The 20,625-nt window shown below is 65.0% G+C and carries 18 protein-coding genes; 9 read left to right on the top strand and 9 right to left on the bottom strand.

Going from position 1 to position 20,625, the window contains the following annotated elements; genetic code table 11:
• Positions 1-18: 18 nt before the first annotated feature.
• From FBZ90_RS16060 to rpsD, 4 genes are all read left to right on the top strand, one after another.
• The gene (locus FBZ90_RS16060; RefSeq protein WP_145733693.1) at positions 19-819 is read left to right on the top strand and encodes a tetratricopeptide repeat protein; all 801 of its coding nucleotides are present in this window, start codon (positions 19-21) and stop codon (positions 817-819) included.
• A gap of 113 nt (positions 820-932) precedes the next feature.
• Positions 933-1,580, top strand: a complete 648-nt coding sequence (locus FBZ90_RS16055; protein ID WP_145733692.1) for a tetratricopeptide repeat protein — start codon at positions 933-935, stop codon at positions 1,578-1,580.
• A 110-nt stretch (positions 1,581-1,690) separates the two neighbouring features.
• Complete coding sequence (locus FBZ90_RS16050) at positions 1,691-2,407, top strand: peroxiredoxin-like family protein (RefSeq protein WP_145733691.1); 717 nt, start codon at positions 1,691-1,693, stop codon at positions 2,405-2,407.
• A 228-nt stretch (positions 2,408-2,635) separates the two neighbouring features.
• The gene (rpsD, locus tag FBZ90_RS16045; RefSeq protein ID WP_145615591.1) at positions 2,636-3,250 is read left to right on the top strand and encodes a 30S ribosomal protein S4; all 615 of its coding nucleotides are present in this window, start codon (positions 2,636-2,638) and stop codon (positions 3,248-3,250) included.
• A gap of 74 nt (positions 3,251-3,324) precedes the next feature.
• Here rpsD and FBZ90_RS16040 read toward each other — a convergent pair whose 3' ends face one another.
• The 3 genes from FBZ90_RS16040 to FBZ90_RS28830 form a co-directional block, all read right to left on the bottom strand.
• A complete protein-coding gene (locus FBZ90_RS16040) occupies positions 3,325-3,870 on the bottom strand; it encodes a cytochrome b (protein ID WP_211102082.1) in 546 nt (181 codons plus the stop codon).
• A gap of 20 nt (positions 3,871-3,890) precedes the next feature.
• Positions 3,891-6,446 carry a cation-translocating P-type ATPase gene (locus FBZ90_RS16035; protein WP_145733690.1) on the bottom strand — a complete coding sequence of 852 codons (2,556 nt, stop codon included), beginning with the start codon at positions 6,444-6,446 and terminating at the stop codon, positions 3,891-3,893.
• 429 nt (positions 6,447-6,875) lie between these two features.
• Positions 6,876-7,019 (bottom strand): hypothetical protein, encoded by a 144-nt coding sequence (locus FBZ90_RS28830; RefSeq protein WP_420872608.1) that lies wholly within the window; start codon positions 7,017-7,019, stop codon positions 6,876-6,878.
• Between FBZ90_RS28830 and FBZ90_RS16030 the strand changes: the two genes are divergently transcribed.
• Positions 7,010-7,900 carry a sulfotransferase family protein gene (locus FBZ90_RS16030; protein ID WP_420872607.1) on the top strand — a complete coding sequence of 297 codons (891 nt, stop codon included), beginning with the start codon at positions 7,010-7,012 and terminating at the stop codon, positions 7,898-7,900. The genes FBZ90_RS28830 and FBZ90_RS16030 overlap by 10 nt on opposite strands.
• Before the next feature lie 10 nt (positions 7,901-7,910).
• Here FBZ90_RS16030 and FBZ90_RS16025 read toward each other — a convergent pair whose 3' ends face one another.
• The gene (locus FBZ90_RS16025) at positions 7,911-8,201 is read right to left on the bottom strand and encodes a hypothetical protein (RefSeq protein WP_145733688.1); all 291 of its coding nucleotides are present in this window, start codon (positions 8,199-8,201) and stop codon (positions 7,911-7,913) included.
• Between the two features lie 110 nt (positions 8,202-8,311).
• On the opposite strand from FBZ90_RS16025, the gene FBZ90_RS27865 reads away from it, so the two are divergent.
• On the top strand, positions 8,312-8,482 hold the full coding sequence (locus FBZ90_RS27865; RefSeq protein WP_186455862.1) for a hypothetical protein: 171 nt from the start codon (positions 8,312-8,314) through the stop codon (positions 8,480-8,482).
• Positions 8,483-8,599: 117 nt separating this feature from the next.
• On the opposite strand, the gene grxD is transcribed toward FBZ90_RS27865, so the two are convergent.
• From grxD to purQ, 4 genes are all read right to left on the bottom strand, one after another.
• Positions 8,600-8,938 (bottom strand): Grx4 family monothiol glutaredoxin, encoded by a 339-nt coding sequence (gene grxD, locus FBZ90_RS16020; protein ID WP_145733687.1) that lies wholly within the window; start codon positions 8,936-8,938, stop codon positions 8,600-8,602.
• A 216-nt stretch (positions 8,939-9,154) separates the two neighbouring features.
• Positions 9,155-9,391, bottom strand: a complete 237-nt coding sequence (locus tag FBZ90_RS16015) for a BolA family protein (RefSeq protein WP_040846404.1) — start codon at positions 9,389-9,391, stop codon at positions 9,155-9,157.
• Between the two features lie 156 nt (positions 9,392-9,547).
• Complete coding sequence (purL, locus tag FBZ90_RS16010) at positions 9,548-11,767, bottom strand: phosphoribosylformylglycinamidine synthase subunit PurL (RefSeq protein WP_145733686.1); 2,220 nt, start codon at positions 11,765-11,767, stop codon at positions 9,548-9,550.
• A complete protein-coding gene (gene purQ / locus FBZ90_RS16005) occupies positions 11,764-12,453 on the bottom strand; it encodes a phosphoribosylformylglycinamidine synthase subunit PurQ (RefSeq protein WP_145733685.1) in 690 nt (229 codons plus the stop codon). The genes purL and purQ overlap by 4 nt, the downstream gene beginning before the upstream one ends.
• Positions 12,454-12,752: 299 nt before the next feature.
• On the opposite strand from purQ, the gene FBZ90_RS16000 reads away from it, so the two are divergent.
• Together FBZ90_RS16000 and FBZ90_RS15995 are read left to right on the top strand one after the other, a co-directional pair.
• Complete coding sequence (locus FBZ90_RS16000; protein WP_145733684.1) at positions 12,753-13,178, top strand: hypothetical protein; 426 nt, start codon at positions 12,753-12,755, stop codon at positions 13,176-13,178.
• Positions 13,179-13,352: 174 nt separating this feature from the next.
• Positions 13,353-14,744, top strand: a complete 1,392-nt coding sequence (locus FBZ90_RS15995) for an NAD-dependent succinate-semialdehyde dehydrogenase (RefSeq protein ID WP_145733683.1) — start codon at positions 13,353-13,355, stop codon at positions 14,742-14,744.
• 74 nt (positions 14,745-14,818) lie between these two features.
• On the opposite strand, the gene galA is transcribed toward FBZ90_RS15995, so the two are convergent.
• Complete coding sequence (gene galA / locus FBZ90_RS15990; protein WP_186455843.1) at positions 14,819-17,353, bottom strand: beta-galactosidase GalA; 2,535 nt, start codon at positions 17,351-17,353, stop codon at positions 14,819-14,821.
• A gap of 392 nt (positions 17,354-17,745) precedes the next feature.
• Here galA and FBZ90_RS15985 point away from each other — a divergent pair, with 392 nt between their 5' ends.
• A complete protein-coding gene (locus tag FBZ90_RS15985) occupies positions 17,746-20,589 on the top strand; it encodes a hypothetical protein (protein ID WP_145733682.1) in 2,844 nt (947 codons plus the stop codon).
• Positions 20,590-20,625: the final 36 nt, after the last annotated feature.

The following is a 20,625-nucleotide window of genomic DNA, read 5'->3' as shown; positions in this document are numbered from 1 at the left end:
CGCTACCGCCCTGATAGAATGATCGCGAACGTGCGACGATCGCACGGCATGGGGATGGGGGAAGCGATGCGCGCTGGGGTGTTCGCCGTTCTGGTGTTGTCTTGTCTCTTTGCCGGAACGGGGCTGGTTAAAGCTCAGGAACGAGAGGGGACGGCCGGGCAGCCGGCGCCTGCGGACAAGGTCGATCAGGAGGAGATGAGGCACCTGATCCGCGAGGGCCTGCAACTGCTGAAGTCCGGTCAGCCGCGCCAAGCCATCGACAATGACTTCGACAAGATCATCGCCGCTTACGAGGCCGCCTATAAGCACGGCAAGGTGCAGGTCTATTCGATCGCCAATCCGGCGGAGGCGCTGGCCTACATGGCGATGGCGGCCAAGGACGGCAAGCATGCGGTGGCGCTGGACGACACCTGGGCCTATGCCCTGTATTTCAAAGGCTACGCGCTGGTGGAAGTGGGCGATCTCGCCGGAGGGGAGGCGGTGCTGCAGCAGGCCCAGGCCATGGCCCCGTTCAATCCGCAAATCATGATGGAACGGGCGAACATCCATAAGCTGCGCAAGGAATGGCCGCAGGCGATGGAGCTGTATCAAGAGGCTGCGGGCTTTGCCAGCGGCTTCGCACGACCGGGGCTTGAAGCGGATATGGAGGCCAAGGCCAACCATGGCATCGCCTACATCGATTCAGAGACAGGCAAGCTCGATGAGGCGGAAGCCATCTATAAGAAGTGTCTGGAGAAGAATCCACAGGACGGTTACGCCAAGAATGAGCTGCAGTACATCGCCGAGCAGCGGGCGAAGCAAGCGCGGCCGGGGCGGTAGAGGTGCGGGTGGGCCGGTGGCTGACATGCTGCATCGTGGCGCTGGCCCTTGCGCCCGCTGTGGCATGGGCCACCCCGCCGGGGCCGGACCCGGCGGGTCAGGGAGCGGCCCCCTTGCCGGTCATCGATCTGGCGCCCGATCCCCTGCTGGCGGATGCCTTGCAGGAGGGGCTGGCGGCTTTGCGTGGAGGGAACGCCCGTCTTGCCCTGGATGGTTATTTCAACAAGATCATCGCCGCCTACCAGGCGCGCTACCGCGACATCAGGGAACGCCTCTATTGCGCCCGCACCCAGGCAGAGGCCAGCCGCTATCTTCAGGAGGCGGCGGGCCGGCAACAAAGCGTGCGGATCGTGGAGGCGGGGCTGGTCCAGGCCTATGCCTACCGGGCCTATGAACTGATGGTGCTGAACGATATGTCAGGAGCGGTGGAGAGCCTGGAGCGGGCACGTGACCTGTCGCCTGGCAACGCCGACATCCTGTCCCGCCTGGCCGTCCTCTACAAAGCGCGGCAGAAAGTGCCCCAGGCGCTGGAAACCTATCAGGCGGCAGTGCTGGCGGCGTCGGAATTGTCGCCGCCGGACCGACGATGGGAGGAACTGCACGACGCTTATCATGGACTGGGCGGCATGTTCCTGGCTATGGGCCGGCTGGATGAGGCCGCAGCCACCTATCAGCAATGCTTGGCGGCGCTGCCGGACGATGACGACGCCAACGAGGAGTTGGCGTACATCCGCCAGCGCCAGCGGGCCCAAGGCCACTGATGGGGCCACTTCATCCCGGCCAATAAGACGCTCAAGGATTCCTCGGGTTTTTCAGGGGGCCGCCGCTGGCAGAGTGGCGGCAACCCTTCAAACCCCGGGAGCCCAGAGCCATGAGCCAATCCGCCCTCACCGAAGCCGCTGCCCAGCCGACCTTGAACCAGCTGTTCGCCGACCTGCACGCCCACCGGGTGGCGACCATGGATCCGGCCCAGTTGCAGATCAACATCGACCAGCGGCGCGAATTGGTGGAAACGGCGGACAGCGCCGCCTTCGTCCGGCCGGGTGACCGGCTGGTGGGCGAGGTGCTGCTGGATGTGGAGGGCGGCACGCTGCACCTGGGCGCCCTGCTGGCGCGCGGGCCGGTGGTGCTGGTCTTCTTCCGCTTCGCCACCTGTCCCGCCTGTAACATCGCGCTGCCCTATTACCAGCGCCATCTGGAGCCAGGCCTGCGCGCGCTGGGCGCTCAACTGGTGGCGGTCAGCCCCCAGGTGCCGGAGCGCCTGGTCGACATCAAGCGCCGCCATGACTTGACCTTCACCGTCGCCAGCGACCGCGACAACGCCCTGGCTCGCCGCCTGGGCATCGTCTTCACCGCCAACGCCGCCTCGCAGGCCAGCCAGCTGGCCAAGGGCACGTCGCTGGGCGAGGTCACGGGCACCGGCACCTGGGAATTGCCCATGCCGACGGTGGTGGTGCTGGGGCGCGACGGCGTGGTGCGCTATGCCGATGTCAGCCCCGACTGGCTGGTCAGGACTGAACCGGGCCCGGTGCTGGACGCGGTGCGCGCCGTGGTGGCCGAGGATCGTTCCAGCCGGGCGGCGGAATAGGGGGGGGCGCCGGATCGTCCCCGCATGGCCCCTGTGCAATGGTCGCTGTGAGAAGCCTGCGGTTTCCATTGACTTGGCCGGCGCGCTGCTTATAGTGCCGGCCTTCCCTTCCCGGGAAGGCGGGTCCGGGGGATCTCTCCCCTTGTCCCCGTCCGTGGGGCCTGATTGGCAGGATGCCATGGAACTACCGGGACAACAAGCCGCGTCAGCGGCAGCTGGAGCTTAGAGATGAGCAAGCGTTTAGAGTCCAAGTATAAGATTGACCGCCGCCTTGGCGTCAACCTGTGGGGCCGTGCCAAGAGCCCGGTCAACCGCCGCGAATACGGCCCCGGCCAGCACGGCCAGCGCCGCAAGAAGCCGTCCGACTTCGGCCTGCAGCTGATGGCCAAGCAGAAGCTGAAGGGCTACTACGCCAACATCGGTGAGCGTCAGTTCCGCCGCATCTACCAGGAAGCCGTCCGTCGCCGTGGCGACACCGGCGAGAACCTGATTCAGCTGCTGGAGCGTCGCCTGGACGCCGTGGTCTACCGTATGAAGTTCGCGCCGACCCCGTTCGCCGCGCGTCAGATCATCAACCACGGCCACATCCTGGTGAACGGCAAGCGCCTGAACATCGCCTCCTATCGCGTGAAGGATGGCGACACCATCGAAGTGCGCCAGAAGGCCAAGCAGTTCGCCATCATCCTGGAGTCCGTCGCTTCGGGTGAGCGCGATACCCCCGAGTACGTGCAGGTCGACACCGGCGCGCTGAAGGGCACCTTCGTCCGCGCCCCGAACCTGGCCGACGTCCCGTACCCGGTGACCATGGAACCGAACCTGGTGGTCGAGTACTACTCGCGCTAATCCAGGCTCCTTCCGGAACCGGAAAGATCAGGCCGCGCCCCTCGGGACGCGGCCTTTTCTATTGGGCGTCCGTGTCACGTCCGGCGGGGCAGCATGCGCTCCAGGATGCGGTCGCGCCACAGCACGACATGGACGGCGACGGCGGCGACATGCAGGCCGATCAGCACCAGCAGCACGGTCACCAGGGCCTCATGTATTTCGCCCAGCGTCCGCCCCAGGCTTGACCCCGTGGCCACCAGCGCCGGCAGGTCCAGGGCGCCGAACAGCGTCACCGGCCAGCCGCGCCGCGACGCGTCGGCCCAGCCGGTCAGCACCAGGGTGAAGACCAGCAGGTACAGCAACCCATGCACCGCCGCCGCCGCCTTGTGCTGCCAGGCCGGCAGGCGGGGATCGGCGGCGGGCTGGGGCGTCAGCAGCCGCCAGCCCAGGCGCAACGCCATGACGGCGCCAATGGCGACGCCGAATGACAGGTGCAGGTTGACCAACCCTTCCGGCGGCATGCCCCGGCGGAGTTCCGGCATGGTCCAGCCCAACGTGTACTGCACCGCCAGCAGAACCACGACCAGCCAGTGGAACCCCTTCATGGCGCCGCTGTAGTGGGCTGTCGGTATCGCGTCCATGGCTTCCTCCTTTTTACTAATCAAAGGCGTAGTTGCTTGGCCCACAGGGGCTTGATCGCCTCCAGGGCCAGGACCATGACGGCCGCCGCCCCCAGGGTGATGGCCACGTCATGGGCGGGCAGCGGCGCGAAGGCGAACAGGGCCGCCGCCGGCGGCCAGGCCAGGGTCACCGCCAGCACAGCGCCCATCACCCCGGCCACCGTCCACAGCGTGGGGTTAGGGCGCGTCACCGCCCTGAGGAGGGAGGCGCTGAAGGAGCGGTTGACCAGCACCAGGCCGAAATTGACCAGCACCAGGGCAACGAAGGCCAAGGCCCGCGCCTCTTCTGTCGGCAGTCCACCGCGCAGCGCCCCGACAAACAGCAGGGCGACCGTGCCGAACGCGACGGTTCCCTGCAGCAGGCTCCACATCAGCAGCGCGCGCGAGAACAGCGGGCTATTTGGTGGCCGCGGGGGCCGGCGCATGCTGTCCGCCTCGGACCGCTCCGCCTCGAAAACGATGGAGCACACGGGGTCGATCACCATTTCCAGGAAGGCGATGTGCACCGGGGTCAGCAGCAGGGGCAGGTCCAGCACCAGCGGCAACAGGGCCAGGCCAGCGATGGGCACATGGATGGCCACGATATACCCCATGGCCTTGCGCAAATTGTCGTAGATGCGCCGTCCCAGGCGGATGGTCTGGACGATGGACCCGAAATCGTCGTCCAGCAGCACCAGGGAGGCCGCCTCGCGCGCCACATCGGTGCCACGGCCGCCCATGGCGATGCCGATATCCGCGGCCTTCAGCGACGGCGCGTCGTTCACGCCGTCCCCGGTCATGCCCACGATCTGGCCGGTCCCCTGCAGGGCCTTGACGATGGCCAGCTTGTGCGTCGGCTGGGTGCGGGCGAACAGGGCGGCCTCGCGGATGCGCACCGCCTGCTCCCCAGGCGATAGACGGTCCAGATCCGCCCCGGTGACCAGCGGGGCGATGGGTAGGCCAGCCTGGGCGGCGATGGCTCGGGCGGTTTCCGGGTAGTCGCCGGTGATCATGACCACCCTGATACCGGCCGACAGGCAGTCCCGCACGGCGGCCGGCACTTCGGCGCGCAGCGGGTCGCTGAAGCCGACCAGGCCCAGCAGGCGGCAGGAATACTCCCGGCGGTCCACGGGCGGCGGGTTCGGTGCCTCGCCCCCCGCCACGGCCAGGACGCGCATGCCGTTCCGGGCCATGCCGTCCACCGCGCTGAGCATCGCCGCGTGGGTGGGCCCGTCCAGGCGGCACAGCGCCGCCACGGCCTCCGGCGCGCCCTTGATGGCCACGATGGCGTTGGTCTCCGGATCTGCCTGCCAGACCTGGGTGATCGCTGGCAACCCCGGCTCCAGCCCGTATTCCTTCACCAGGGTCCAGGACGGGCCCGCCGGGGACATGTCCAACTCCCGCCCCAGGGCGTGAAAGGCGCGATCCATGGGGTCGGCGGGGGTTTGCGCGCTGGCCAGGATGCCATGCCGGATCAAGGCGCGGGTGACGTCCGCCGGGTGATCGCCTCGCGGGTCCAGGCCCTGCGCCAGGTCGGCGGCGTCCCGTATCTCCGTGATCGCCATGCGATTCTGCGTCAGGGTTCCGGTCTTGTCGGTGCACAGGACGGTCGCGGCGCCCAGCGCCTCGATGGCGGCCGCGCGGCGGGTCAGCACCCGGGCCCGCGACAGGCGCCACGCCCCCATCACCATGAACACGGTCAGCACCAGGGGAAATTCCTCCGGGATCATCGACATGGCCACGGCCAGGCCAGCCAGGATCCCTTGCAGCCAATCCCCCCGCACCAATCCGTACAGCGCCATGACCAGCAGGCTGACGGTCAGGCCGGCCACGGCGACGCCCCGGACCAGCCGCCGCGTCTGCCGGTTCAGGCGCGTGGGCTCCGGGTGGATGCCGCCCAGGGCGGCGCCGATCTTGCCGATCTCGCTGTGGCGGCCGGTGGCCGTCGTGGTGCCGCATCCCCGCCCGCGCACCACCAGGGTGCCGGAAAAGGCCACCGGTAGGTCATCACCGCCGGGGGTGACCGCCTCGGCGGCGGCGCTGCTGGCGGGCCGCTTGCGCACCGGCAGGGACTCACCGGTCAGCAGGGATTCGTCGATCTCCAGGTCTTGGGCGGAGATCAGATGGATGTCCGCGGGCACCCGGTCGCCTTCCTCGATGAAAACGACATCGCCAGGCACCACCTCCCGGCCGGGAATGCGCAGCCGCACGCCATCCCGCACAACCTGGGCGCGGGGACTGGTCAGGGTGCGCAGGGCGTCCAGCACCCGTTCGCTGCGGCTTTCCTGCGCGGCGGCGATGCCCACCGATGCCGTGGCGAACGCCAGCAGCATGAGGCCCTCACGCAGGTCACCCAACAGCAGGTAGATGAGGGCGCTGACCATCAGCAGCGCGAACATCGGCTCCGCCAGGATATCCAGCAGGATACGGGGCAGGGGGCGCCGGTCGGGGCGGGGCAGTTCGTTATAGCCGTTGGCCGCCAGCCGCCGCGCCGCCTCCGTGGCGGTCAGCCCGGAAACAGGGGTGCCGGCGATCGGGGCATGGGCGTCGCTGGGCATGGGGGCACACCGGTGGGCGGTGGTTGGGTTCCCCCAGACTGCGCCCCTTACGGTCAACCGCCTTGATGCACGTCAGCCAGGCGGGGCCCGCCGCCATGTTCAACCCGGCGCCTCATTGAACAACCATAGGGCGCGCTGAATGGTGGCGTCTCAGAGGTGCGGGCTCAGGTCTTATTGAATGATGATTGCAAAAATAGTGAGTAAATATTCATCTGTTATATGACGATTGTCGGGTTCGCCATATATCTTATGGATTTCGGAATATGATCCGGCCTATCCAAAATAATGCGTTTTATCTGGTCAAGTTGACGCAGGGATCTTCATCCTTATCCGTAACAGCAAAGTCACAAAAAGTACCTGTGACTTGTGGACGCAGCGTCACCTGGATTGTTCCGGGGAGTTGTCGTTCGTCCAATCACTGCGATGAGGTCAACGTCTTGTCGAACGCCTACGCCAAGAATTGGAATAGTCAAAGCCGCAGCGGCAGGGTGGTTTCCGGTCGCGTCGGGCCGGCCGTTGGCAGCGGCGGCACGATAGATCGGCTGCGGCGCCGCTTCGCCGACTTGCCGGCACCTGTCATCGTCTACAACAAGTCGCATTCGGGTAGTCGGCTTCTGGCCCAGATGCTGGAGGATCAAGGCGTTTTCATTGGTGGCCGGCTGAATGAATCCAACGACGCCATGGCCATCCTGCCCCTGGTGGAGCGTCTGGTCGAAGATTATTACCCCGATTACCAGGCGCTGTGGGACCAGGACTGGCCCGTGGACTTGGAGGCTTTGTTCGTCACGGCGATGATGGAGCATCTGGAGGGCTATGACGGACACTCCCCCTGGGGGTGGAAGCTGTGCGAAACGACATACATCGTTCCCATCATCGCCGCCGTCTTCCCAAGGGCTCGTTTCGTCCATCTGCTGCGCGATGGCCTGGATGTGGCGTTCAGCGACCATGTGCCGCCGCAGGCCCGGTTCTGGCGCAAGGTCTACTTCAACAACGGCGACATCCAGGGCTGGCGCGGCCTGTCCATGACCAACCGCGCCTATGTCCGGCGGCCCCACATCTACAACGCCCTGCACTGGCTTAATTCCGTGGAAGTGGGCCGCACCTATGGCGCCATGTTGCAGGGGCGCTACCTGGAGGTCCGGTATGAGGACCTGTGCCGGGACTTCCTCCCCACCTCACGGCGCATTCTCGGCTTCATGGGCCTGGCGCCGGATGAGGCGGCGTTGATGGCGCGCGCGGCGTCCGTCCGCAAGGGCACCATCGGCAAGCACCACCGCCACCGCCGTCAGCGCCGCCAGGTGCTGCGCCTGATCGAGCCGACGCTGTTGTCCCTGGGCTATCTGGATGCCCCCTCCCGGCCGGGCCCTTTGTGGCGCCTGCGGGAACGCTGGTACAGCGCCCTGCGCGAGATGGGCAAGGGATGGGCCCGGCTGTGCCAGGCTGTGCGGGCTTAGACGATAATCTCTAGCTCGCCATCTTGCTCAGGCGCCGGCGATTGGCGCGCACCTTGCGGCGGTAGTGCGCCAGCACCTTGGCGGTAGCGCCATCGGCGGTCACGCCCAGGCCGCCGGTCAGGGCCCGCATCTGCAGGTCCAGGCCGGCGGCGATCTTCTCATTCACCATGCGCTGCGCCTCCGTCTGGGCGGCGGCCCCGCCGGCCGCCAATTTCAGGGTGCGCAGGGTGATGACCTGCAGTGCCTCCACGCCCAGCAGCCAACTATCGAAGCCATTACGCATCCAGGCGTTTTTTCCCATCCTATATCTCCGGGCCGACATCATCTGAAATGAAACGGGACAGCCAGGCTTAAACGGCGGTGTTCCCGTCCCGGTTCCAACGATCGGCCGCTCGTCTGGGAACAATATCGATGCTTGCGACGTTTCGGTTGTGGCCTGGCCCAGTCGTGGGGGACCGGCCTCAAGACTTGATCGAGCAAAAACCGAAAAATGAGGAGGTCACGGCGATGCGTTACGCGCTTTTATGGCTGCTGGGGGTGCCGTTACCGGTCCTGATCATCATCTATCTGATTTTCCATTGAGCCGGTCTGTTGAGCCGCTCTGCGGCGTAATCCCCGCGCCGCGCTGACCCGCAGAAAGCCAAAGGGCCGCGCCCGGTGTCCCGGGGCGGCCCTTTGTCAATCCGATATGCGGCTCGGTCAGGCGGCGGCCTGGGCGGCGATGCCCTTCTCAGCCAGCAACTGCACCAGCTCGCCCGACTCATACATGTCGCGGACGATGTCGCAGCCGCCCAGGAACTCACCCTTCACATACAGCTGCGGGATGGTCGGCCAATTTGTGAATTCCTTGATGCCCTGGCGCAGGGCCGGGTCGACCAGGATGTCGATGCCCTTGAACTTCACGCCCAGGTGGCTCAGCACCTGCACGACGGCGGCGGAGAAGCCGCACTGCGGGAAAACGGGGGTGCCCTTCATGTAGAGCACGACGTCGTTCTCGGTGATGTCGCGGCGGATGCGCTCTTCGACGGTCTTGTCCATGTACGATCGATCCTCTGGTGCCGTGCCGTCGCGATGCTAAGGCGGCGGTTGGCGGTCTAACCCAAACCGGCGACTGGTCCCGCCGGTGCTGCCGGTGCCCAGGATACCGCGAGCGGTCAACCGGTTCACCAAACAACTTCACCTGTCATAAATGAGCGCGCGACGACCGTCTGTCCAGAGGGAATAGCCGGCGCATCGCCCCGCAAGGGCTGCGGATCAGTCCTGCGTGGCCGCCGTGGTCAGGGCCAGGGCATGCAGCTCATTGCCCATGCGACCGCCCAGGGCCGCGTACACCATCTGGTGCTGCGCCACCCGGCTCTTGCCCTTGAAGGCCGCGGCGGTGACGTAGGCGGCGTAATGGTCGCCGTCGCCCCGCAGGTCTTCGATCCGCACCTCGGCGCCCGGAATGCCTTCCCGGATCAGGCGCTCGATTTCAGAGGCGTCCATGGCCATAAGTTATTCCCCTTCTATGTTCCCTCAGGCGCCGGCGGGGCATCCGCCCCGTGGCTATCCTCGATTTCCAGTCCGCTGACGCTTCCCGGAAATCTCCGGCGCCCGCGGTCGCGGGCTACGCTGGCATGGATAAGTCATGCCAGCGCTCCCATTTGCTTAGGCGTCGCCGGCCATGTAGCCGGGCAGCCAGCCTTCGTGCGCCTCGCGCAGATCGGCCAGCGCCAGGGCGCCGCCGCCCAGGCCGGCGATGGCGTCGCCGCCCACCGTGCCCAGGGTGGTGACGGGTACACCGGCGGCCTTGGCCGCGTCGGTGACCGCGGCCACATCGCCGGCGGCGGCGGTGACCAGGTAACGGCCCTGGTCCTCACCGAACAGCAGGCCGGCGTCCGCCGCCTCCAGGCCGGTCAGGGCCACACCCTTCTTGCCACGCAGGGCCATCTCCGCCAGCCCCACGGCCAGGCCGCCGTCGGCCAGGTCGTGGCAGGCGGTCAGCTTGCGGGCCTCGATCAGGCCGCGCACCAAGTCGCCGGCACGGCGCTCGGCCGCCAGGTCCACCGGCGGCGGGGCGCCTTCCTCACGGCCGTGGACCTCACGCAGGTACAGCGACTGGCCGACATGGCCTTTCGTCTCACCCAGCAGCAGGACCACGTCACCCTCGGCCTTGAAGCCGCTGCCGATGGCCAGGGTGCTGTCCGTCAGCAGGCCCACGCCGCCGATGGCGGGGGTGGGCAGGATGCCTTCGCCGTTGGTCTCGTTGTACAGGCTTACGTTGCCCGACACGACGGGGAAGTCCAGGACGCGGCAGGCCTCCGCCATGCCTTCGATGCAGCCGGCGAACTGCCCCATGATGCGGGGCTTCTCCGGGTTGCCGAAGTTCATGTTGTCGGTGATGGCCAGGGGCAGGGCGCCCACGGTGATGATGTTGCGGTAGGCCTCTGCCACCGCCTGGGCACCGCCGCGCACCGGGTCGGCGTAGCAGTAGCGCGGGGTGCAGTCGGTGGTCATGGCCAGCGCCTTGGGCGTGCCGTGCACCCGCACCAATGCCGCGTCACCACCCGGGCCGATCATGGTGTCGGCACCCACCTGGCTGTCGTACTGCTCCCAAATCCAGCGGCGGGATGCCAGGTCCGGCGTGCCCAGCAGGGCCAGCAGGGTGTCGCGGGCCGACGCCTTCAGCGGGGCCTCCGCCGCGGCGATCTCGGCCTGCGGCGGGGTCGGCTCCGTCGGGCGGTTGTACAGCGGCGCCTTGTCGAACAGGGGCGCCAGTTCCACGTCGCACCAGGTGTGGCCATGCATGCGGATGACCATGCGGCCGTTGTCCGTCAGCTTGCCGATGACGGCGAAGTCCAGTTCCCACTTGTCGAAGATGCGCTTGGCCTCTTCCTCGCGGCCGGGCTCCAGGATCATGAGCATGCGCTCCTGGCTTTCCGACAGCATGATCTCATACGGGGTCATGCCGGCTTCGCGCTGGGGAACGGCGTCGAGATCCAGGTCGATGCCCAGGCCGCCCTTGCCCGCCATCTCGACGGAGGAGGAGGTGAGGCCGGCGGCACCCATGTCCTGGATGGCGACGATGGCGTCGGTGGCCATCAGCTCCAGGCAGGCCTCGATCAGCAGCTTCTCGGTGAAGGGGTCGCCCACCTGCACCGTCGGGCGCTTGGCCTCGCTGTCCTCGGTGAACTCGGCGGAGGACATGGTGGCGCCGTGGATGCCGTCGCGGCCGGTCTTCGATCCCACGTACACCACGGGCTTACCCACGCCAGCGGCCTTGGAATAGAAGATCTTGTCCGTCTGGGCCACGCCCACGGTCATGGCGTTGACCAGGCAGTTGCCGTTGTAGGCCTTGTGGAAGTTGGTCTCGCCGCCCACGGTGGGCACGCCGACGCAATTGCCGTAGCCGCCGATGCCGGCCACCACGCCCGCCACCAGGTGGCGGGTCTTGGGGTTGGCGGGCTCCCCGAAGCGCAGGGCGTTCAGGTTGGCCACGGGGCGGGCGCCCATGGTGAAGACATCGCGCAGGATGCCGCCCACGCCCGTCGCCGCACCCTGGTAGGGCTCGATGAAGCTGGGGTGGTTGTGGCTTTCCATCTTGAAGATGGCGGCCTGGCCGTCGCCGATGTCGATGACGCCGGCGTTCTCACCGGGGCCGCAGATGACCCAGGGCGCCGTCGTCGGCAGCTTCTTCAGCCACACGCGCGAGGATTTGTAGGAGCAGTGTTCCGACCACATGACGGAATAGATGCCCAGTTCCGTCAGGGTGGGCGTGCGGCCCACGCTTTCCAGCATGCTGGCGTATTCGTCGGGCTTCAGGCCGTGCTCGGCCGCCAGCTCGGCGGTAACCTTCGGTTCGCGGTCAGGGGTGTGGGTGACGCTCACGACAGGCTCTCCAGCAGGCTGGTAAACAGGGCGCGGCCATCGGTGTTGCCGTGCTGCGGGTCAAAGGCGCGTTCGGGATGGGGCATCATGCCCAGGACGGTGCGCGTCTCGTTGAAGATGCCGGCGATGTTGTTGGTGGCGCCGTTGGGGTTGCCGGCCGCGTTCACCACGCCGTTGGCGTCGGTGTAGCGGAAGGCCACGCGGCCATCGCCTTCCAGGCGCTTCAGCGTCTCCTCATCCGCCACGTAGTTGCCCTCGCCATGGCCCACCGGAATGCCGATGTGCTGGCCCGGGGTGTAATGGCGGGTGAAGGCGCTGTCGGTGTTCTCCACCTTCAGGTCCACCGTCTTGCAGATGTACTTCAGCGACTGGTTGCGGATCAGCGCGCCGGGCAGCAGCCCCGCCTCCGTCAGGATCTGGAAGCCGTTGCAGACACCGATGACCTTGACGCCCTTGGCGGCCCGTTCCTTCACCACCCGCATGACGGGGGAGTTGGCGGCCATGGCGCCGCAGCGCAGATAGTCGCCGTAGGAAAAGCCGCCGGGAACGGCGATGACGTCGACCTCGGGCAGGTCGGTGTCGCGGTGCCAGGCGTGGAAGGTCTTGTGGCCGGAAACCTGTTCCAGGGCCACGGCGATGTCCCGTTCACAGTTGGAACCGGGAAAGACGATGACGGCGGACTTCATGGGGGCCGCAAATCCAATCGTTGGAGGCCGGGGAAGGCGGGATTCCCGCCGATATTAAGCCGGCGCTGCACCCGTCGTCTTGTGGGGCGGAAGCTAGCCGCGCCGCAGGTCGAATGCAAGGTGCCGGGGTGAGGGGCTACCCCGCGCGGATGTGGGGGCGGGAATAGGCACACCGCCGGCCCTTGGCTTTGATCTGGACTGGAACGAAAAAGGAACATATGATGCTATTCCATCAACCGTCCAATGACCTATTTTGCCGGGCCTATCCATAGGCTGGTGTGCGGGAGCGGCGCCGATGAATGCTGGCTTGGATAGGGGCGCGCTTGCGCGGTGATGAAATGCCACTCCGAAAATGTCCGATAAATTGCCGCGGAGGAATGCTATTACTAGTTTCTTTGTTTTTAATTTTTCCGCCTAATCCAAAGAACACAGAAGAATCATTGCCATTGCCGGTAATCACGCCGCGCGCGCTTTGGATCGCCCAAAAAGCCGCTGAAGCGGAGGAGAGAATCAGGCAAGGCGATTTCCAATCAGCGAATGCTCTGCTTAAGCAGGCTATAAAAGCTCTCGGTGAGTGTCCCATGCTCGGTGTTTTTGATGATACCGAGCAGGGTATGGGTGTTGCCCAAGCTGACGAGGATGACGGCGACCTGGAAAACGCCGCTATCGACAGATATGCCGTACTTAGAAGTCGCATGGGTAGGTGTCCCCAAACATTCCCGTGATCGTCGCCTTTTCCGTCGCGTCTGTACGCCTGGTGTGGCGATCCGCTCGCCAGCGGCCAGCGACATCCCATCCCTCGATGGCGGCCTTGACCCACGTCATGGCCGCAGGCCGGACGGGGTGCTCCGATGGGGGTGGCCGGGACGGTGTGCCGGCCAGCAACGGAGGATGACGCCATGCCGTACGCGACCACCAATCCCTATACCGGTGACCTGCTGAAGACCTTTCCCGACGCCACCGACGCGGAGGTCGACCGCGCCCTGTCGGACGCCCACGCCGCCTTCCTGGCCTGGCGGGAAACGCCCTTCGCCCACCGCGCCGGCATCATGCAGAAGGCGGCCGACATCCTGCGTGCCGAGGCCGACGCCTATGCCCGGCTGCTGACGCTGGAGATGGGCAAGCTGTTCACCGAGGCGAAGGCGGAGGTGGAGCTGTCCGCCCGCATCTTCGAATATTATGCCGAGAAGGCGGAGGCGCTGCTGGCGCCGGAGAAACTGCCGGTGGCCGACCCGGCGGAGGGCGAGGCCGTGCTGGTGTGCGAGCCGCTGGGCGTGCTGCTGGCCATTGAGCCGTGGAACTTCCCCTATTACCAGATCGCCCGCATCATCGCCCCGCAGCTGTCCGCCGGGAACACCATGCTGCTGAAGCACGCCTCCAACGTGCCGCAGTGCGCCGCCGCGTTCGAGGGGCTGATGCGCCAGGCGGGACTGCCCGACGGGGCTTTCAAGAATCTTTACGCTACCCGCCAGCAGATCGAGCGCATCCTGAATGACCCGCGCGTCCACGGCGTGGCCCTGACAGGATCGGAAGCGGCGGGTGCCGTGATCGCGGCCCAGGCGGGCAAAGCCCTGAAGAAGTCCACCATGGAACTGGGCGGGGCCGACGCCTTCGTCGTGCTGGCGGACGCTGATATGGAAAAGACCGTCAAGTGGGCGGTGTTCGGCCGGCATTGGAACGGCGGCCAGGTCTGCGTCTCCTCCAAGCGCATGATCATCGTGGATGAGGTCTATGACCAGTTCCTGGACCGCTACATCGATGGCGTCGCCGGGCTGAAGGCGGGCGATCCCTTCGATGCCGCGACCACCCTGGCGCCCCTGTCGTCGCAAGGGGCCGCCGATGAGGTGAAGGAGAAAATCCGCGAGGCGGTGGCCTACGGGGCCAAGGCGACGGAGGTGGGCCCCAAGGTCCCCAACCAGGGCGCCTTCGTCCAGCCCACCATCCTGACGGAGGTGGGGGAGGACAACCCCGCCCGGTACTGGGAATTCTTCGGCCCCGTCTCCATGCTGTTCCGGGCCAAGGATGAGGATGACGCGGTGCGCATCGCCAACGACTCCCCCTTCGGCCTGGGCGGCTCCGTCTTCACCCGCGACACCCAACGCGGGGCGGCGGTGGCGGCCCGCATTTCCACCGGCATGGTCTTCGTCAACCACCCGACCATGGTGAAGGCCGACCTGCCGTTCGGCGGCATCCGCCGTTCCGGCTACGGCCGCGAATTGCTGGGCCTGGGCATCAAGGAGTTCGTGAACCACAAGCTGATCGACGTGGTCGACATCGACGCGCCGTTCTGAGCGTTGGGAGGCGACCACGCGGGCGCGGCGCCCATGCCGCGCCCGCGTGTTCATGCATCGTCAGGCTGGTGGCGTCAGGCTGGACCGACGCTCGGCACCAGCGCCGCCTTTGCCAGCGACAGTTCCACCGTGGCCGCCTTCAGGCCCTCGGCCTTGGCGGTCACGCGCACCGTGCCGGCTTGGCGGCCCGTCTGCACGATGGCGCCGCACAGGCCCTTGAAGGCCTTGCGATAGGGGGCGTGGTCGGGCTCCAGGCTGGTGGGGTCGCCGTTGCCCACGCCCAGCAGGCGGGCGCCGCCTTCTAGGGTGAAGGTGACGAGGGTGTCGGCATCGGGCACCAGACGGCCCTTGGCGTCGACCACGCTGGCCGACAGCACCGCCACGTCGTCGCCATCGGCCAACAGCGTGACGCGGTCGGCGGCCAGGGTCAGGGCGTGGGCCGGCCCGGCGGTTTCCTGCCGCTGGGTCAGCACGCGGCGGCCGTCCTTGTAGCCATGGGCCTCGATGGCTCCCGGCTGATAGGGCACGGTCCATTCCAGGTGACGGTTGCGGGTGACGTCCTTGCGCCCCAGGCTGCGGCCGTTCACGAACAGCTCCACCGCGTCCAGGTTGCTGTGGCACCAGACGGCGATGTCCTTGCCCTCCCGCCCCGGCCAGGTCCAGTGCGGGAACAGGTGCAGGTGCGGCTGGTCCGGCCGCCACCAGGCGCGGTAGTAGTGGTAGTTGTCCTTGGGAAAGCCGCACAGGTCCAGGATGCCGAAGTTGGACACGGTGTTGGGCCAGTCGATGAAGGGCGTCGGCTCCCCGCGATAGTCGAAGCCCGTCCAGGCGAAGCCGCCGGACAGGAAAGGGCGGCTGTCGTAGAAGGTCCACCACTGTTCCGCCGTGCTGGCCCACTTGGGATACTCGGTGTCATAGGCGGGGACGTAGTGGCGGGCGTCGTCGTGGGCATAGACGCCGCGGGTGCAGACGGTGCTGGCCGTTTCCGTCCCGATCATGGGCTGGTTGGGGAAACGGGCATGGAAGGCGTCGATCTCATCCAGGTAGTAGTTGAAGCCCATGACATCCAGCACCGGGCTGGCGCCCTGGCCGAACTTGCCGTTGAACGCCTCCGTGATCGGGCGGGTGCCGTCCAGTCGGTACACCGCGCGCTTCATGCTGGTGGCGATGCGGGCCCCCTGTTCCGTGCCGCGGTGGATTTCCTCGTTGCCGATGCTCCACAGGAAGACGGAGGGGCGGTTGCGGTCGCGCCTCACCATGCGCTCCAGCTGGCTCATGCCCTCCGGGTTGCTGGACATCTGGCGGGTTTCCTCCATCACCAGGATGCCCAGCCGGTCGCAGGCGTCCAGCAAGGCGGGGGCTGGCGGGTGGTGGGTGGTGCGCCAGGCGTTGGCGCCCATCTCCTTCAGCCGTTCCACGCGATAGGCGTGCAGGCGGTCGGGCACGGCGAAGCCCACGCCGGCATGGTCCTGGTGGTTGCAGGTACCCTTCACCTTCACCGGCCGGCCATTCAGGAAAAAGCCCTGGTTGGCGTCGAAGCGCAGGGTGCGGATGCCGAAGGGGGTGTGATAGCGGTCGACCACCGCTCCACCCACGCTGACCTCCGTTACCAGGGTGTGGAGGTTGGGCGCCTCCAGCGACCATAGGGCGGGTGAGGCCAGGGTGGCGGTCTGCGTCACGGCGCCCGTTTCCCAGGCGCCCAGCGTCACCGGCGGGGCATCCAGTTGCAGGGCGGGCTTGCCGTCGGGGCCCAGCACGGTGCTGCGGACCGTGAGGTCCGCCGCCGGGCCCTCATTGGCCAGCTCGGTGGTGATCGTGAGGTCGGCGCCGCTGGGCGTCACCGTGCTGCGCACGAAGGTGCCCCACTGCGGCACATGGGCGGGGGCGGTCTTCACCAGCCAGACGTGACGGTAGAGCCCGGCGCCCTCATACGACCAGGCCTCGCCCAGGGTGGCGTCCACGCGGATGACCAGGGTGTTGGCACCGCCCAGGAGGACGAAGTCGGTGATGTCCACGCGGAAGGGGGCGTAGCCGCTTTCGTTGGTGGCGACGATGAAGCCGTTCAGCACCACCAGGCAGTTGCGGGCGACCCCGTCGAACTCCAGCGACAGGCGGCGCCCGGCGTCGGCGGCGGGCAGGGTGAAGCTGCGGCGGTACCAGCCGACGCTGGTCTCCGGAAACTGCCGCCCCAGGGGCTTGAAACCCTGGTAGGCCATGGCCTCCGCCGCCTCCTTGCCCGGCAGCCGCGCCTGGGTGAAGGGCAGGTCCATCGCCCAGTCGTGCGGCAGGGTGACGGCGGCCCAGTCCTTGTCATCGAAATCGGCCTTGGCCACCGGCGCGCTGAGATCGCCGGACTTGGCGTAAGTGCTGCGGTCGGCGCCGAAGCCGAAATCCTGTAGCGGGTCGGCGGCATGCCCCAGATGGAAGCGCCAGCCGTCATTCATCCGCAGCCGCTCGCGCGGGGCCAGGTCGGCGGGCACGGGGGCAGGGGATGCTGCCGCGACCTGGGGGATCGCCGCCGGTGCCGGGGCGGCCCCCGCCGGCGCCACACCTAAGGCCGGAAGCGTAGCGGCGGTGACGAGCAGGCGGCGCCGGGTCAGATCAGGCATGGCGGGAATCCCGAAGTGGTGAATATATATATTATATAATATCCAATCGCGGCCGTGGGGAACCCCTAACATTTTGAGGGCATGGCCAGCCTCGCCCTCCAGCTTCCATATCTATGGCTGAACAAGCTTTAAGGCGCTAGAATCAGAGTTGATCTGGGGAATTGCTTTCTATCAGAGCGGTGGCTCAATATGCGATTGGCACTTTCATCGAAGGATTCTATAAACGCCAAGCGGCAGAATCTCGTTTCGACCTGCAAAAGCCGCCTCTTTTTTTGTGTCATCTAATAAATGGAAAATAAACCTCCATATATTAACATTATTACAATTCAATTACAAAAACTCAAGAAGAGAAAATAGCCAAAAACCTATTTTCAACGCATGGGGTCACGATAATGGGGCAAGAAAAAGACGCGGATATTTTAAAGATATTCGGGAGCGAGGCCAAGCCGAAGAGTGACGGTGCTCAGACATCTTCGTCAAGCTTTTCGAATCTTATTTTCGATACCTTCAGGCCAGAGATAGCCTCCGGCAAAAGCCCCATGAAAGGGGACCCCTCGCACAAGGCGGAACCGTCCTCCAAGGGCATCGATCTTGGGCAGGGCGCTGACAACAAGCCATCGCAAGGTGATGTTGGTCCATCGGGTGAGCGCAGACCATCGACAGGAGGGTCTTCGTGGTCCTTGGTCGGTCTTTCCGATGAGGATGACCCCGGGAAGGCCGCCAATCCGAAAACTGGCCAGGCTGCCGCCCGCAAGGAGGGGCAGGTCCCTCGCGATGCGGAGCGGATCAAGCTGAGCGTTGTGGATCCAGGCACCAAAGCGGGTGAGCAGAAGCCTGCCGAAAAAGCGCCGCTGACGATGAGCGGAGAGGTCAAACAGGAAATCGCCAAACTGCCGGCTAATTTTTTCAAACAGACGGCCGCAAGCATATTCACCATTAAGGCCAACCTGGCCCAGCAAGGCGCCGAAGTAGACGGCAAAATCAAAGTCTCCGGCAGCGATAAGCCGCAAGTGGTGAAGACGGAGATCAAAACGACGACGGGGTCGGTAACCCAAGAGACCGCGTCTGGTTTCTACAGCGCTGATTACGCTGGAAAACTAGCTTATGCCGACAAGGCCCAACGAGCGGCAGGCATCCTTGTCGCCGCGGGGTACGAAGGCGGTTGGAGCAGCAAGACGATCATTCGGGAGGATCGTTTCGGCGCGTTGGTGACGGTGACCGAAGCATGGGCGGATGCGACGTTTCAAGTCGACACCAGGGCAGGCGCGGACGCCAACGCCGCCGGCGCTCAGATGAATGTCAAGATCACGACACAGGTGACTGCCGACAAGGGCATCAAAATTTCGACGACGGATGCCGCCACCGGTATCACCTACACGAAGTCCGGCGTGCTGCGGGCAGAGGCCTCTGCGGGGGCCGAAGCCAAAGCTATGATCACCTGGGAGCGTGTGTCGGTGAAGTTGGGTGCCAGGGTGGGAGCGTCCGCCTCCGCGACTGGCGGTTTCCAGGCGATCGACCGGGATGGAACGGGGGTCGGAATCGGCTTGAGCGCCGCGGCGAATGCGGAGGCCCAGGCGAAGCTGGGCGCCGACGCCTCCTGGAATCCGATGGATGGATACACGGCCAAAATCAAGCAAGGGATCGAGGTGGATTTTGGCATCGCCTTGGGTCTTGAGCCAAAATTGGCAACGGTCGTCTCGGAACTCACAGTGGGGGCTGATGCCTGCTTCGGCAAGATCGGTGCCCATGCCGATTTCGACATCGGCTACAAGGATGGAATATTCAAGCTGTCCTTGGATATCGGCGGCGCGCTGGGGATCGGTGGCAATCTGAAGTTCAGTCACGAACTTGACGTGGTCAAATATGCCAAGAACGCCACGTACTGGTATGGGGCTACGGCATCGGGCGCGCAATTCGCCCATACCGGCCAATTCAACCCGGTTGTGTCGATTCTGAACCCGAGTGACTTGCCCGCCGCCGGTATTTTGGCATTTTTTGGAAATGCGCCCGAGGAACAGGAAGAGGTCGTTCCCCTTGACCATTGGCAGCCAACGGGCGCGGAATTTGACGCGACCACGAAAGCCATAATCTATGGCGGCGCCCCGGTTAACGATAAAAGCGACGTGATGAAATTGTTTGGCGAGATGGTCTACAAACTTGCCAGGCAGCCCAACCTTAAGCAAGTGATCGATAATTTTGGAAGCGGAAACAGCCAGTTTGCGAAATTAATCAAAGACAATAATAGATTTATGGACCGCGACCCGACGGATCTAAACTCCTTCACTTTCACACCGGGGAAAAACCCTGTCTATGACATCAGCGACCGTTGCGAGAAATGGTTCCCCGGCAGCGCTGATCCAGCAATCAAAGCAATAGAACTCTCTTTCAAGGGCCTGCCGTTAGGATTTGAGGAGGCGTTCAGGTTCAAAAACAGCGACGGGAACCAGACGCCGGACCCGCAATCCGCCTTCGCGATGTTTAGCGGTCTGAGCCTGGTGCAATATCTGTCGATCAAGGCTTATGAGCCGATCTTGGCGATGGATGAGCAGGAACTGGATGCGTATCTAAAATCGCCCCAGACCGCTCACCTCGAGGATGAGGCCAAGGTAAAATTGGCCAAGCTTTGGGACGATGCGCGCAAGCATGGGCGCTTGCCGGACCCCTATAGGAAGACAAGGTCGATAATCAGGCTGAATTCCTATGGTGCGAACGTTCTGGACATGGCCATCGACTCGGAATTCTGGAAACTCGCGAGAAGTGAGGCGAACGGCAAGGACAAGAAAGCACAGTTTGATAGTCTTGTGGCCGAATTCAACGGCAAGTTCTTTAAAATGCCCAAGTCCCCGGTTGCTGACCATACCCTTGGGCCGGTGAACGGATTTGGTCAGCATCTCATTGATTTCAAGTGCGTTCCGTTTAGCGAGGACATGTGGCGCCTGATTGATCTGGTCCCTGCCAAGGAAGGAAAAATCGGTATAAACGACCTCATCTATCAGCATACCGAGCGGAAGATGGATAGTCTTGGCAGCCCGCAAGCCGTCTTCCAGTTTTTATCGGACGCGGAAAGCTACTGGATTGCTGATAACGGATACTCCCGCACTGTCCTGTTTCAGGAGTGGTGGTCGAAAAATAAGAATGGGGAGTGGAGTAAGGCTGAAGATCCAGATGCGGTCGCCGCGCGACAATGGTACAATGAACATAAAAAAGAATTGTTCAGTAATAAACCGTTTCATTGATCTAGGTAATCGCTCTTTAACAGTCGCTTTTATTCG

This window comes from Nitrospirillum pindoramense, from assembly GCF_007827955.1.
In the GTDB taxonomy this organism is placed as follows: domain Bacteria; phylum Pseudomonadota; class Alphaproteobacteria; order Azospirillales; family Azospirillaceae; genus Nitrospirillum; species Nitrospirillum amazonense_B.
The sequence above is the reverse complement of the archived record's forward strand: the minus strand, read 5'-3'. Positions and strand labels throughout refer to the sequence as shown.